The sequence below is a fragment of the Streptomyces sp. NPDC046831 genome (genome assembly GCF_040645305.1).
Taxonomy (GTDB): Bacteria; Actinomycetota; Actinomycetes; order Streptomycetales; family Streptomycetaceae; genus Streptomyces.
In genome coordinates this window covers 1-13,818 of record NZ_JBEYXZ010000031.1, presented here as the reverse complement: position 1 = coordinate 13,818, position 13,818 = coordinate 1, and the positions used below count along the sequence as shown (strand labels likewise).

Genomic DNA, 13,818 nt, shown 5'->3' with positions numbered 1-13,818 from the left:
AGGCACCGTGCTCACCGCGTTCGCCCGGGCGTTCAGGACGCCCGACCTGCGCAAGAAGCTGCTCTTCACGCTCGGCATCATCGTGGTGTACCGGGTCGGTACCCACATCCCGATCCCGGGTGTCAACTACAAGGCCGTCCAGCAGTGCGTGACCGAGGCCTCCGGCAACCAGGGCCTCTTCGGCCTGGTCAACATGTTCAGTGGCGGTGCGCTGCTGCAGATCACGGTCTTCGCGCTGGGCATCATGCCGTACATCACGGCGAGCATCATTCTGCAGCTGCTGACCGTGGTGATCCCGCGTCTGGAAGCCCTTAAGAAGGAGGGGCAGACCGGCACCGCGAAGATCACGCAGTACACCCGCTACCTGACGGTGGCGCTGGCCATCCTGCAGGGCACGGGCCTGGTGGCCACCGCCCGCAGCGGCGCCCTGTTCTCCGGCTGCACCGTCGCCGGCAGCATCGTGCCGGACCGCGCGATCTTCACCACCATCACGATGGTCATCTGCATGACCGCCGGTACGGCGGTCGTCATGTGGCTCGGTGAGCTGGTCACCGACCGCGGCATCGGCAACGGCATGTCGATCCTGATGTTCATCTCGATCGCCGCGACGTTCCCGTCCGCGCTGTGGGCCATCAAGAAGCAGGGCACGCTCGCCGGCGGCTGGATCGAGTTCGGCACCGTCATCCTCGTCGGCCTGGTCATGGTCGGCCTGGTCGTCTTCGTCGAGCAGGCCCAGCGCCGCATCCCGGTGCAGTACGCCAAGCGCATGATCGGCCGGCGCTCCTACGGCGGCACGTCCACGTACATCCCGCTGAAGGTCAACCAGGCCGGTGTGATCCCGGTCATCTTCGCGTCGTCGCTGCTCTACATCCCGGCACTGATCGCCCAGTTCTCCGGAGGGAACTCGGGCTGGAAGGCCTGGGTGCAGCAGAACCTGACCAAGGGCGACCACCCGATCTACATCACCGCGTACTTCCTGCTGATCGTTTTCTTCGCGTTCTTCTACGTGGCGATCTCCTTCAACCCCGAGGAAGTCGCCGACAACATGAAGAAGTATGGTGGCTTCATCCCGGGCATCCGGGCTGGCCGACCGACCGCTGAGTACCTGTCCTACGTGCTCAACCGGATCACCTGGCCGGGTTCGCTGTACCTGGGTCTGATTGCTCTCGTGCCAACAATGGCGTTGGTCGGGTTCGGCGCGAGCCAGAACTTCCCCTTCGGCGGCACCAGCATCCTGATCATCGTGGGTGTGGGCCTCGAGACGGTGAAGCAGATCGAGAGCCAGCTCCAGCAGCGCAATTACGAAGGGTTCCTCCGCTGATGCGAATCGTCCTCGTCGGGCCGCCGGGTGCCGGTAAGGGAACGCAGGCCACGCGCCTTGCCGAGAAGCTCCGTATCCCCCACATCTCCACGGGTGATCTGTTCCGGGCGAACATCAGCCGGCAGACGGAGCTGGGCAAGCTCGCGAAGTCCTACATGGACGCCGGCAACCTGGTTCCCGACGAGGTGACCATCGCCATGGCCAAGGACCGCATGGAGCAGCCCGACGCCGAGGGGGGCTTCCTGCTGGACGGTTTCCCGCGCAACGTCTCGCAGGCCGAGGCGCTGGACGAGCTGCTGCGGTCCGAGGGCATCTCGCTGGACGCGGTGCTGGACCTGGAGGTCCCCGAGGAAGAGGTCGTCAAGCGGATCGCCGGCCGGCGGATCTGCCGCAACGACTCCAGCCACGTGTTCCACGACGAGTACCGCCGCCCGCAGCAGGAGGGCGCCTGCGACGTGTGCGGCGGTGAGCTGTACCAGCGGGACGACGACTCCGAGGACACCGTGCGGAAGCGGCTGGAGGTCTACCACACGCAGACCGAGCCGATCATCGACTACTACAAGGGGCAGGGTCTCGTGGTGACGATCCCGGCGATGGGCGCCGTGGACGACGTCACGCGGCGGGCGCTGGAGGCGCTGAAGCGTGAGGGCGCCGACGCCTAGTCCCTCCCGCCGATCGCAGCCGCGGTTCCTCCTGAGAGGGCCGCGGCTGTGCTGTGGGGCGGGGGGTGGTGCGCGGCCCGGTTCCGCGCGGGCGCGGGCCGGCCGCGGCGGTCCGCAGATCAGCATGTTCCCGTGCACGTATCGTTGAAGACGTCGGCCGTGTCTTCCGCTTCAGAAAGGTCCCCGCTCCCATGGTCCAGATCAAGAGCCCCGAGCAGATCGCCAAGATGCGTGCGGCGGGGCTGGTCGTCGCCGCCATCCACGCGGCGACGCGTGAGGCGGCCGTGCCCGGGGCGACGACGAAGGACCTGGACGAGGTGGCGCGCAAGGTGCTCGCGGAGCACAACGCGACGCCGAACTTCCTCGGCTACGGGGGCTTCCCCGCGACGATCTGCACATCCGTGAACGAGGTGGTCGTCCACGGCATCCCGTCCGAGGACGTCGTCCTCAAGGACGGGGACGTCATCTCCGTCGACTGCGGGGCGATCGTCGACGGCTGGCACGGCGACGCCGCCTACACCGCCTTCGTGGGGTCCGGTCACGCGCCGGAGCTGATCGAGCTCTCCCGGGTGACCGAGGAGTCGATGTGGGCCGGCATCGCGGCGATGAAGGTCGGCAACCGCCTGCTCGACATCTCCCGCGCCATCGAGACCTACATCCGCCGTCAGCCCAAGCCGGGCGGCGGCCGGTACGGGATCATCGAGGACTACGGCGGCCACGGCATCGGTACCGAGATGCACATGGACCCGCACCTGCTGAACTACGTCGACCGGCGGCGCGGCAAGGGCCCCAAGCTGGTGCCCGGGTTCTGCCTGGCCATCGAGCCCATGGTCTCCCTGGGCACGCCGAAGACGCGGGTGCTCGAGGACGACTGGACCGTCATCACCACGGACGGGACCTGGTCCTCGCACTGGGAGCACTCCGTCGCCCTGACCGAGCAGGGCCCGCTGGTGCTCACCGCGCCCGACGGCGGCCGGGCGAAGCTCGCCCAGTACGGCGTCACGGCGGCCCCCGACCCGCTGGCCTGACCCGCGCCCTGCGGCGGGACCCGCGCCCTGCGGCGGCCGCCGGGCGTGCGCCGGCGCGGCGGCCCGCGGCCTCGCCGCGCCGGGGCGCCGGGCCGGCGGGAGGGCCGTCCGGTCCGGGCCGGTCCCGCCCGCATAATGATCTCCGGCGTGGGGCAGACTTCCCCGATTCGTTTTTCCGGGTGCGCTGACGTAGACTGACTCGTCGGCTCTTGTGCACCCGCATGTCTGCATGCGCTCGCACTGAGTCGATCAAGGTAGTCGATTCGAAGGGCGAAGCGTGGCCAAGAAGCAAGGTGCCATCGAGATCGAGGGCACTGTCGTCGAGTCTCTGCCGAACGCCATGTTCAAGGTCGAGCTCCAGAACGGCCACCAGGTCCTGGCACACATCAGCGGCAAGATGCGTATGCACTACATCCGCATCCTCCCTGACGACCGGGTCGTGGTGGAGCTGTCTCCGTACGACCTGACGCGTGGCCGGATCGTCTACCGCTACAAGTAGATCTTGCCCGCACCCGGCGTTCGTCCCGCGAGCGCAGGGTACGCATCCCGCTTCGGCGGGATGGTGGCACTGACCCGGAGAACCTCACATCCCATGAAGGTCAAGCCGAGCGTCAAGAAGATCTGCGACAAGTGCAGGGTGATCCGCCGTCACGGCCGGGTCATGGTCATCTGCGAGAACCCGCGCCACAAGCAGCGCCAGGGCTGACGCACGACCGTTCCCTCTGCGATTCGCAGGACTTCGCGCGACGCGAGCTGAATTTGTTCATACGCAGGGCCCGAGCCTCATCCGGCTCGACACCCCCGGTTCGGAGGCCGGGGACCCAGTTCGTACCTGATACGGCGGCTGGGAGCCGGCCCTGTGGAAGACCTCCGACAATCAACTGGAGCCATTGAATGGCACGCGTTTCCGGTGTTGACATCCCGCGCGAAAAGCGCGTGGAGATCGCCCTCACCTACGTGTTCGGCATCGGCCGGACCCTCTCGAAGGAGACGCTGGCTGCGACCGGCGTCGACCCGAACACCCGCGTCCGCGACCTCTCCGAGGAGCAGCTCGTCGCGATCCGCGAGTACGTCGACAACAACATCAAGACCGAGGGTGACCTCCGTCGCGAGATCCAGGCCGACATCCGCCGCAAGGTCGAGATCGGTACCTACCAGGGTCTCCGTCACCGCCGCGGTCTGCCCGTCCGCGGTCAGCGCACCAGCACCAACGCCCGCACCCGCAAGGGGCCGCGTCGCGCCATCGCCGGCAAGAAGAAGCCGGGCAAGAAGTAGTCCGCAGCGGACGCCTGTCCACGGTCTTCGCTGTAGGACCGACCACCTCCCGTAGGAGATAAGAGATGCCCCCCAAGGGTCGTCAGGGCGCTGCCAAGAAGGTGCGCCGCAAGGAAAAGAAGAACGTCGCTCACGGCCACGCGCACATCAAGAGCACGTTCAACAACACCATCGTGTCGATCACGGACCCGTCCGGCAACGTGATCTCCTGGGCCTCCGCCGGCCACGTCGGCTTCAAGGGCTCCCGGAAGTCCACGCCGTTCGCCGCGCAGATGGCCGCCGAGTCGGCCGCCCGCCGCGCCCAGGAGCACGGCATGCGCAAGGTCGACGTCTTCGTCAAGGGCCCGGGCTCCGGTCGTGAGACCGCGATCCGCTCCCTGCAGGCGACCGGCCTCGAGGTCGGCTCCATCCAGGACGTCACGCCGACCCCGCACAACGGCTGCCGTCCGCCGAAGCGCCGCCGCGTCTGACGCGCACGGCTCGGGGATTGCCGGGCGGTACGCCTCCTGCGGAGGTCGTGCCGCCCGTACCCTTGCACTACCCGCACCCTTCCGGTGCGGTCCGGTCGGGCGTCATATAGCGGGCGCCCACGACTGAAGGATCTGATCCACACATGCTGATCGCTCAGCGTCCCTCGTTGACCGAAGAGGTCGTCGACGAGTTCCGCTCCCGGTTCGTGATCGAGCCGCTGGAGCCGGGCTTCGGCTACACCCTCGGCAACTCCCTCCGCCGTACCCTCCTGTCGTCGATCCCCGGTGCCGCTGTCACCAGCATTCGCATCGACGGCGTCCTGCACGAGTTCACCACCGTGCCGGGCGTCAAGGAGGACGTCACCGACCTGATCCTCAACATCAAGCAGCTGGTCGTCTCCTCGGAGCACGACGAGCCGGTCGTGATGTACCTGCGCAAGCAGGGCCCGGGTCTGGTCACCGCCGCCGACATCGCGCCCCCGGCCGGTGTCGAGGTGCACAACCCCGACCTCGTCCTCGCCACGCTCAACGGCAAGGGCAAGCTGGAGATGGAGCTGACCGTCGAGCGCGGTCGCGGTTACGTCTCCGCCGTGCAGAACAAGCAGGTGGGCCAGGAGATCGGCCGGATCCCGGTCGACTCGATCTACTCGCCGGTTCTCAAGGTCACGTACAAGGTCGAGGCCACGCGTGTCGAGCAGCGGACCGACTTCGACAAGCTGATCGTCGACGTCGAGACGAAGCAGGCCATGCGTCCGCGCGACGCCATGGCGTCGGCCGGCAAGACGCTGGTCGAGCTGTTCGGTCTCGCCCGCGAGCTGAACATCGACGCCGAGGGCATCGACATGGGTCCGTCCCCGACGGACGCCGCCCTGGCCGCCGACCTGGCGCTGCCGATCGAGGAGCTGGAGCTCACGGTCCGCTCCTACAACTGCCTCAAGCGCGAGGGCATCCACTCCGTGGGTGAGCTCGTCGCCCGCTCCGAGGCCGACCTGCTGGACATCCGCAACTTCGGTGCGAAGTCCATCGACGAGGTCAAGGCGAAGCTGGCCGGCATGGGCCTGGCCCTGAAGGACAGCCCGCCCGGATTCGACCCGACCGCCGCCGCCGACGCCTTCGGCGCGGACGACGACGCGGACGCCGGGTTCGTCGAGACCGAGCAGTACTAAGGGCTCGGACTCGACGGTCCGATCCCGGGTGCGGGTGCGCTGTGGCTCGTCGCGCCCACGCGACGGAGTCGCACATCGACACCGCCCCCGCGCCCCTTCCGGACGACATGCCCCTTCGGGGCTGTCGTCCGGATCTCCGACGGACAACCGTCTGCTCGGATACTGACCCCGGTACCTGACACGGCCGGGGCAGACACACAGGAGAATGAACATGCCGAAGCCCACCAAGGGTGCCCGTCTGGGCGGCAGCGCCGCGCACGAGAAGCTGCTCCTCGCGAACCTCGCGAAGTCGCTGTTCGAGCACGGCCGCATCACCACCACCGAGGCGAAGGCCCGCCGCCTGCGCCCGTACGCCGAGCGTCTGATCACCAAGGCGAAGAAGGGCGACCTTCACAACCGCCGCCAGGTGCTCCAGGTCATCACGGACAAGGGCGTCGTCCACACGCTCTTCACCGAGATCGGCCCGCGGTACGAGAACCGTCCGGGTGGCTACACCCGCATCACCAAGATCGGCAACCGCCGTGGCGACAACGCGCCCATGGCTGTCATCGAGCTGGTCGAGGCGCTGACGGTGCAGCAGAACGCCGTGGGTGAGGCCGAGGCCGCCACCAAGCGCGCGGTCAAGGAGTCCGAGGCCGCCGAGGCCCAGGAGACCAAGGCGGACGAGGCTCCGGCCGAGGCCACCGAGGCTCCGGCCGAGGAGTCGAAGGACGCCTGAGGCTCTGCCTGACGTCGACAGCGGGTCCGTCCCTCGGGGCGGGCCCGCTTTCGCGTACCTGAGAGGATTCCCGTGTGAGTGACGAAGTACAGCCCGGCCACGTCCGGGTCCGCCTCGACCTGTCCTACGACGGCACCGCCTTCCACGGCTGGGCCAAGCAGGCCGGCGGGAAGCGGACCGTGCAGGCCGAGATCGAGGACGCGCTGCGGACGGTCACGCGGTCCGGGGAGACCACGTACGAGCTGACCGTCGCCGGGCGGACCGACGCCGGGGTGCACGCGCGCGGGCAGGTCGCGCACGTCGACCTGCCGGCGGACCTGTGGGCCGGGCACCGGGAGAAGCTGCTCAAGCGGCTCGCCGGACGGCTGCCCAAGGACGTGCGGATCTGGTCGCTCACCGAGGCCCCGCCCGGCTTCGACGCCCGTTTCTCGGCGATCTGGCGCCGCTACGCCTACCGCGTCACCGACCACCCGGGCGGTGTCGACCCGCTGCTGCGCGGCCACGTCCTGTGGCACGACTGGCCCCTCGACGTCGACGCCATGAACGAGGCCGCCCGGCTGCTGCTGGGCGAGCACGACTTCGCCGCCTACTGCAAGAAGCGGGAGGGCGCCACGACCATCCGCACGCTCCAGGAGCTGAGTCTGGTGCGCGGTGCGGACGGCGTGATCACCGCCACCGTCCGCGCCGACGCCTTCTGCCACAACATGGTCCGCTCGCTGATCGGGGCGCTGCTGTTCGTCGGCGACGGCCACCGGACGCCCGACTGGCCGGGCAAGGTGCTGGCCGCGGGGGTGCGGGACTCCGCCGTGCACGTGGTCCGGCCGCACGGGCTGACGCTGGAGGAGGTCGGCTACCCCGCCGACGAGCTGCTGGCGGCCCGGAACCGGGAGGCGCGCAACAGGCGCTCGCTGCCGGTGGCCGGCTGCTGCTGAGCGGGCCGCCCACCGGACCACGCGCCGCCGGGGGTCACCGTCGGTGACGGTACGGTTCCCGCGGTCACGGGAACTCGGCCGGGCGGCTTGTCGACGCCGTGCGCCGCGCCGGTCGTGGCGGGCGCGCGCCGTCGTCACCGGCTCCGGCGAGGAGGGCGTAGGCGATGCGGCTCACCGTCATCGGCACCGGCTACCTCGGTGCCACGCACGCCGCCTGCATGGCGGAACTCGGACACGAGGTGCTCGGGCTCGACGTCGACGCGGGCAAGGCCGCCGCGCTGGGCGCGGGCCGGGTGCCGTTCCACGAGCCGGGTCTGGCCGCGCTGATCGCCCGGCACACGGCGAGTGGACGGCTCCGCTTCACCACGTCCTACGAGGAGGCCGGCGCCTTCGGACAGGTGCACTTCGTGTGCGTGGGCACCCCGCAGCGCACGGACGGCGACGCCGCCGACCTGACGCACCTGGAGGAGGCGTTCGCCCGGATCGCCCGGCACGCGCGCAAGGGCGCCCTGCTGGTCGGGAAGTCCACCGTGCCGGTGGGCACGGCGGCGCGCCTCGCGGACGCCACCGCCGTGGAGGTCGCCTGGAACCCGGAGTTCCTGCGGGAGGGCTTCGCGGTCGAGGACACGCTGCGCCCGGACCGGCTGGTCTTCGGGGTGCGGACGCGGCGGGCCGAGCGGCTGCTGCGCGGTGTGTACGCCGGTGTGCTCCAGGCGGGCACCCCCCTGGTCGTCACCGGGTTCGCGACCGCCGAGCTGGTCAAGACGGCCGCCAATGCCTTCCTCGCCACGAAGATCTCCTTCATCAACGCGATGGCGGAGGTGTGCGAGGCGGCGGGCGGTGACGTGGGGAAGCTGTCCGAGGCGCTCGGCCACGACGACCGGATCGGCGGCAAGCACCTGCGCGCCGGGGTCGGCTTCGGCGGCGGCTGTCTGCCCAAGGACATCCGCGCCTTCGCGCACCGGGCCGCCGAGCTCGGCGTCGACCTCGGCTTCCTGCGCGAGGTCGACGCGATCAACATGCGCCGCCGGGACCGGGTGGTCGCACTGGCCCGGGAGCTGTGCCGGGGCCGGATCCTGGGCGCCCGCGTGGCCATGCTGGGGGCGGCGTTCAAGCCGGACTCGGACGACATCCGCGACTCGCCCGCGCTGAACGTGGCCGCCCGCCTCGGCCTCGACGGCGCCGACGTCACGGTGTACGACCCCGAGGCCATGGACAACGCCCGCAAGGCGTTCCCGCTGCTCGGCTACGCCGTGTCCGCCGGGGACGCCCTGCGCGGGGCCGACCTCGTGCTGCACCTGACCGAGTGGCCCGAGTTCAGGGACATCGACCCCGCGTGGGCGGCGTCGCTGGTGGCGTGCCCGCGGATCGTCGACGGCCGGGGTGTGCTCGACGCCGACCGGTGGAGCGGGGCGGGCTGGTGGTTCCGTTCCCTGGGCAGGCCGGCGCCGCGGTGGGAGGGGGAGGATGCGGAGATCCGCTGGTGAGGGGGCTGCCCCGCGGAGCCGAGACCCCGCGCCCGGCCGCCGGGCGCGGGGCGGTTGCCTCACGAGGCGCCGTGGCGGATACGGGGGGCTGCTCGGGGGGACGGTCGCACGGGCCAAGGGACCGCCGGGTGTCCGGGCGGGCGTCGCAGGCCGGTCGGCGGGGGCTCCGGGGGCCGCGCGGGCCCGCCGTGCACCGGTTGCGGCCGGGCGCGTGGCCTCGGCTCTGTGAGGTGTCTCGGCGGGTGCCGGGGGCGCTCGGGTGGACGGTCGCATGGGCCAAGGGGCCGCTGGGTGTCCGGGCGGGCGTCGCGGGCCGGTCGGACCTGCCCGCCGCCCTGCTCGTCTCCTGCCCGGACGTCGGCGGGAGCCTGGCGGTCCGCACGCGGGCGCCCCGAGGGCCCCGGCCCGCGGGCCCGCGCGCGGCGGGCCTGCGCCGGTGGGCAGGTGCCGGTGGGGCGCCCCGGTGAGGTGCCCCGAGGGCGTCAGCCGGCGGCCGCGGCCGGGTGCGTGGCCTCGGCTCCGCGAGGTGCCCCGGCGGGAACCGGGCCGCTCAGGGGAACGGCCGCACGGGCCAAGGGACCGCCGGGTGCTCCGGCGGGCGTCACAGGCCGGTCGGCGGGGGCTCCGGGGGGCCCGGGCGCAGGCCAGCGCGCGGCGGGCGTGCGCCCGGGCGTGCGCGGTCGGCAGGGGCCACCGGGGCGCCCCGGTGGGGCACCCCGAGGGCGTCAGCCGGCGGCCGCGGCCGACGCCTGGGCCTCGCCGCGCCGGCGGATCTGCTGGAAGGTGAACTCGGCGAGGTCGTCACCGGTGCGGAACGCGGCGGTGTCCTTGGTCGTGACGTCCTTGCCGCTGGTGAAGCCGGTGAGGGTGAAGTAGGCGTAGCGGCCGTAGGAGTTCGTCGTGGAGCGGCATACGGCGCCGGTGCAGAAGCTCTTGACGCCCTTGCCGGGCAGCGGCTCGACGATGCTCTTCTTGTCCGCCTGGCCCTTGGCCTTGACCGCCTGTGCCTCGGAGTCGAAGACGGCTACACCCACGGTGACCGCGATGCCGTCCTTGACGTAGCTGACCCGTATCAGACGGGTGCAGCCGCCCGCGGCGAGGGCCTGGGGGAGCGTGCCCTGGGCGGCCGTGGCGCAGTTCTCGGTGTCGTCCGTCGGGCCTTTCTTGTACACGGTCGAGCCCATGGTCAGCTGGGTGCCCGGGAACAGCGTCTCCGGGCCGAGCGGCGCGGTGTCCTTGGCGACGCTGGAGACGAAGTCCTTCGGGTCCAGCGGCGGCGGGGCGCTGGTGGGGTCGAAGGACGGGGCCGCGGACGAGTCGCTCGGCAGGGCCGCCGTGCCGGGCAGCCCGGAGGGGCCCGCGGCGCGGCTGTCGCCGTTCGCCGACACCACGGCCACCGCGACGGCGGCGCCGATCGCGACGGTGGCCAGCGCGCCGCCGCCGATGAACAGCAGCCTGCGCCGTTTGTTGCGCGTCTCGGAGGCCTCGGCGAGCGCGGCCCAGTCCGGAGTCCGGTCGGCGCCGCCGTCCCACGGCTGCTGGGAATTCGGTTTCCAGGGATCCCACTGGGACTGCGAGCCGCCCCCCTGCCCATAACTCATGGGGCGCATCTTAGACGGGTGTTGGGAGGTTGCCACGCGCCCGAGGAGGCTGCCGGGGGCAGGACGGTACAAAGCGGTGGCCACCGGTCCCGGCGTGTGCCGCCCGGCCCGTCCGGCGACGCGCGGACGGACCCGCGGCGGGCCGCGGGCGCGCGCGGTGGCGGGGCGCAGGTGCGGCCGCCCCCGGGCGGCGCCCGTACAATGGGAGCGGAACACGCGGGACCGGCACCGGCGCCCCCGTTTTGACCCGGGAACGGCGCCGAAGGTATCCTGCATGTTCGTTGTGTATTGGCTTGCTCATTCTCACGGGACGGGCCCTTACACCGGCCACCGGGCCGATGACCAGCGACCCCACGTACGCGGTATGCGTCGCCGCCGTGCGGTCAAGGCTGTCGTGATCGTCTTCGGTGACCTTGTCAGGACCATTCACTGAAGAAGCGAAGGCTACGAACCGTGCGTACGTACAGCCCCAAGCCCGGCGACATCACGCGCCAGTGGCACGTCATCGACGCTCAGGACGTCGTCCTGGGTCGCCTGGCGTCCACCGCTGCCACCCTTCTGCGGGGCAAGCACAAGCCGATCTACGCGCCGCACGTCGACGCTGGTGACTTCGTCATCATCATCAACGCCGAAAAGGTGCACCTCTCCGGCAACAAGCGGACCCAGAAGCTGGCCTACCGCCACTCCGGCTACCCGGGTGGTCTGCGCTCCGTCCGCTACGACGACCTGCTGGCCAACAACCCCGAGAAGGCCATCGAGAAGGCCGTCAAGGGCATGCTCCCGAAGAACTCCCTGGGCCGTCAGATGCTCTCGAAGCTGAAGGTCTACAAGGGTGACCAGCACCCGCACGGCGCCCAGCAGCCGGTGCCGTTCGAGATCACCCAGGTCGCGCAGTAAGTCCGGCCACCCCCTAAGACTGAAGAGAATCTGAGGAGAATCGTGGCCGAGACCACTGCCGAGCAGCCGCTCGAAGAGCTTGACATCGACAGCTACACCACCGAGTCCGAGGTCCCCGTCGAGGGCGAGTACACCTCGGAGTCCCTGGCCTCCCGCTTCGGCGAGCCGCAGCCGGCCGCCGGCCTGGGCCGCCGCAAGAACGCCATCGCCCGCGTCCGGATCGTTCCGGGCTCCGGCAAGTGGAAGATCAACGGTCGCACCCTCGAGGACTACTTCCCGAACAAGGTGCACCAGCAGGAAGTCAACGAGCCCTTCAAGGTGCTGGAGCTCGAGGGCCGTTACGACGTCATCGCCCGCATCGCCGGTGGCGGTGTCTCCGGTCAGGCCGGTGCGCTCCGTCTCGGTGTCGCCCGCGCCCTGAACGAGGCCGACGTCGACAACAACCGCGGCCCGCTCAAGAAGGCCGGCTTCCTGCGCCGCGACGACCGCGCGGTCGAGCGGAAGAAGGCCGGTCTGAAGAAGGCCCGCAAGGCTCCGCAGTACAGCAAGCGCTGATCCAGCGCTGCCCGCGGACAGGCCCTACTCCGAACGCCCCGGCGGCACGCCACCGTGCCGCCGGGGCGTTCGTATATCGCAGGGCTTGGGCGTATAACGGCACAAGGCGCTCAAAGGCTTGTGTGATCGGATGTTCAGGCGTCGAATGCCTGGGACGCGGGAGCCGCAGGCGCATCCGGAACATCAGACTCAGTGAAGTGAACACGCGCTGAACGCATCGGCACGTCTTTTCGAACTGACGCTTCCTCAGGAGGACAAGTGGGACGACTCTTCGGCACGGACGGCGTGCGCGGTGTCGCCAACGCGGACCTGACGGCCGAGATGGCTCTCGGCCTCTCCGTCGCCGCGGCGCACGTGCTGGCCGAGGCGGGCACCTTCGAGGGCCACAGGCCGACGGCGGTGGTCGGTCGGGACCCGCGCGCGTCCGGGGAGTTCCTGGAGGCGGCCGTGGTCGCCGGTCTGGCGAGCGCGGGCGTGGACGTGCTGCGTGTCGGCGTCCTCCCGACGCCCGCGGTGGCGTACCTCACCGGCGCGCTCGGCGCCGACCTCGGCGTGATGCTCTCCGCCAGCCACAACGCCATGCCCGACAACGGCATCAAGTTCTTCGCCCGCGGCGGCCACAAGCTCGCCGACGAGCTGGAGCACCGGATCGAGACCGTCTACGAGGAGCACCGCACCGGCGCTCCGTGGGACCGTCCGACCGGCGCGGGTGTCGGCCGGGTGCGGGACTACGAGGAGGGCTTCGACCGGTACGTGGGCCACCTCCTCGACGTCCTGCCGAACCGGTTGGAGGGCCTCACCATCGTCCTCGACGAGGCGCACGGCGCGGCCGCCGGCGTCTCGCCCGCGGCGTTCGCGCGGGCCGGGGCCGAGGTCGTCACCATCGGCGCCGAGCCGGACGGGCTCAACATCAACGACGGGTACGGCTCCACGCACCTGGACAAGCTGAAGGCGGCCGTGATCGAGCACGGCGCCGACCTCGGCATCGCGCACGACGGCGACGCCGACCGCTGCCTGGCCGTGGACCACACCGGCGAGGAGATCGACGGCGACCAGATCCTGTCGGTGCTGGCGCTGGCGATGCGGGAGCGGTCCGCGCTGCGCTCCGACACCGTCGTCGCGACGGTGATGTCGAACCTGGGCTTCAAGCTGGCCATGGAGCGCGAGGGTATCCGCCTGGTGCAGACCGCGGTCGGCGACCGCTACGTCCTGGAGGAGATGAAGCGGCACGGCTTCGCCCTCGGCGGCGAGCAGTCCGGCCACGTCATCGTCCTCGACCACGCCACCACCGGCGACGGCACCCTGACCGGCCTGCTGCTGGCCGCCCGGGTCGCCGAGAGCGGCCGTACGCTGCGGGACCTGGCGTCGGTGATGGAGCGGCTGCCGCAGGTGCTCGTCAACGTCCCCGACGTGGACAAGTCGCGCGTGAAGACCTCCGCGGACCTGGCCGCCGCCGTGGCGGAGGCGGAGCGGGAGCTCGGCACCACGGGCCGGGTGCTGCTGCGCCCGTCCGGCACGGAGCCGCTGGTGCGGGTGATGGTCGAGGCCGCGGACATCGACCAGGCGCGCACCGTGGCGGGCCGGCTGGCCGACGCGGTGAAGTCGGCGCTGGGCTAGGCCCTGTCTGACCATGCGCGTCTGCCGCGCGACGCCCTGCACGCTCCCCCAGGCTCTCGGCTTCGCTCGAGCAAGGGGTATACCCCCAC

The 13,818-nt window shown here is 70.8% G+C and carries 15 protein-coding genes; 14 read left to right on the top strand and 1 reads right to left on the bottom strand.

Annotated features, from left to right (window positions below):
- Positions 1-7 precede the first annotated feature (7 nt).
- From secY to ABZ920_RS23540, 11 genes are all read left to right on the top strand, one after another.
- Positions 8-1,321: a preprotein translocase subunit SecY gene (secY, locus tag ABZ920_RS23590; protein ID WP_361508330.1), complete on the top strand. Its 1,314-nt coding sequence runs from the start codon at positions 8-10 to the stop codon at positions 1,319-1,321.
- Positions 1,321-1,983, top strand: a complete 663-nt coding sequence (locus tag ABZ920_RS23585) for an adenylate kinase (RefSeq protein ID WP_361508328.1) — start codon at positions 1,321-1,323, stop codon at positions 1,981-1,983. The genes secY and ABZ920_RS23585 overlap by 1 nt, the downstream gene beginning before the upstream one ends.
- A 191-nt stretch (positions 1,984-2,174) precedes the next feature.
- A complete protein-coding gene (map, locus tag ABZ920_RS23580) occupies positions 2,175-3,011 on the top strand; it encodes a type I methionyl aminopeptidase (RefSeq protein ID WP_361508325.1) in 837 nt (278 codons plus the stop codon).
- 277 nt (positions 3,012-3,288) lie between these two features.
- Entirely contained in the window at positions 3,289-3,510 is a 222-nt protein-coding gene (gene infA / locus ABZ920_RS23575) for a translation initiation factor IF-1 (protein WP_003948620.1), read from the top strand.
- Between the two features lie 93 nt (positions 3,511-3,603).
- A complete protein-coding gene (gene rpmJ, locus ABZ920_RS23570) occupies positions 3,604-3,717 on the top strand; it encodes a 50S ribosomal protein L36 (RefSeq protein WP_003998809.1) in 114 nt (37 codons plus the stop codon).
- A gap of 188 nt (positions 3,718-3,905) precedes the next feature.
- Positions 3,906-4,286, top strand: coding sequence for a 30S ribosomal protein S13 (rpsM, locus tag ABZ920_RS23565; RefSeq protein ID WP_030745266.1), 381 nt, complete (start codon positions 3,906-3,908; stop codon positions 4,284-4,286).
- A gap of 65 nt (positions 4,287-4,351) precedes the next feature.
- A complete protein-coding gene (rpsK, locus tag ABZ920_RS23560; RefSeq protein ID WP_003956432.1) occupies positions 4,352-4,756 on the top strand; it encodes a 30S ribosomal protein S11 in 405 nt (134 codons plus the stop codon).
- 143 nt (positions 4,757-4,899) lie between these two features.
- Positions 4,900-5,922, top strand: a complete 1,023-nt coding sequence (locus tag ABZ920_RS23555) for a DNA-directed RNA polymerase subunit alpha (RefSeq protein WP_003966937.1) — start codon at positions 4,900-4,902, stop codon at positions 5,920-5,922.
- A 211-nt stretch (positions 5,923-6,133) separates the two neighbouring features.
- Positions 6,134-6,640 (top strand): 50S ribosomal protein L17, encoded by a 507-nt coding sequence (rplQ, locus tag ABZ920_RS23550; protein ID WP_361508322.1) that lies wholly within the window; start codon positions 6,134-6,136, stop codon positions 6,638-6,640.
- A 74-nt stretch (positions 6,641-6,714) separates the two neighbouring features.
- Complete coding sequence (gene truA, locus ABZ920_RS23545) at positions 6,715-7,572, top strand: tRNA pseudouridine(38-40) synthase TruA (RefSeq protein WP_361508319.1); 858 nt, start codon at positions 6,715-6,717, stop codon at positions 7,570-7,572.
- Positions 7,573-7,736: 164 nt separating this feature from the next.
- Positions 7,737-9,059 carry a UDP-glucose/GDP-mannose dehydrogenase family protein gene (locus ABZ920_RS23540; protein WP_361508316.1) on the top strand — a complete coding sequence of 441 codons (1,323 nt, stop codon included), beginning with the start codon at positions 7,737-7,739 and terminating at the stop codon, positions 9,057-9,059.
- A 725-nt stretch (positions 9,060-9,784) separates the two neighbouring features.
- On the opposite strand, the gene ABZ920_RS23535 is transcribed toward ABZ920_RS23540, so the two are convergent.
- The gene (locus ABZ920_RS23535; RefSeq protein WP_361508314.1) at positions 9,785-10,660 is read right to left on the bottom strand and encodes a hypothetical protein; all 876 of its coding nucleotides are present in this window, start codon (positions 10,658-10,660) and stop codon (positions 9,785-9,787) included.
- A 453-nt stretch (positions 10,661-11,113) separates the two neighbouring features.
- On the opposite strand from ABZ920_RS23535, the gene rplM reads away from it, so the two are divergent.
- The 3 genes from rplM (at position 11,114) to glmM (ending at position 13,729) form a co-directional block, all read left to right on the top strand.
- Positions 11,114-11,557, top strand: coding sequence for a 50S ribosomal protein L13 (gene rplM, locus ABZ920_RS23530; RefSeq protein WP_361508311.1), 444 nt, complete (start codon positions 11,114-11,116; stop codon positions 11,555-11,557).
- A 42-nt stretch (positions 11,558-11,599) separates the two neighbouring features.
- Positions 11,600-12,112, top strand: a complete 513-nt coding sequence (gene rpsI, locus ABZ920_RS23525; RefSeq protein WP_030173946.1) for a 30S ribosomal protein S9 — start codon at positions 11,600-11,602, stop codon at positions 12,110-12,112.
- Between the two features lie 258 nt (positions 12,113-12,370).
- Positions 12,371-13,729 carry a phosphoglucosamine mutase gene (glmM, locus tag ABZ920_RS23520; RefSeq protein WP_361508307.1) on the top strand — a complete coding sequence of 453 codons (1,359 nt, stop codon included), beginning with the start codon at positions 12,371-12,373 and terminating at the stop codon, positions 13,727-13,729.
- Positions 13,730-13,818: the final 89 nt, after the last annotated feature.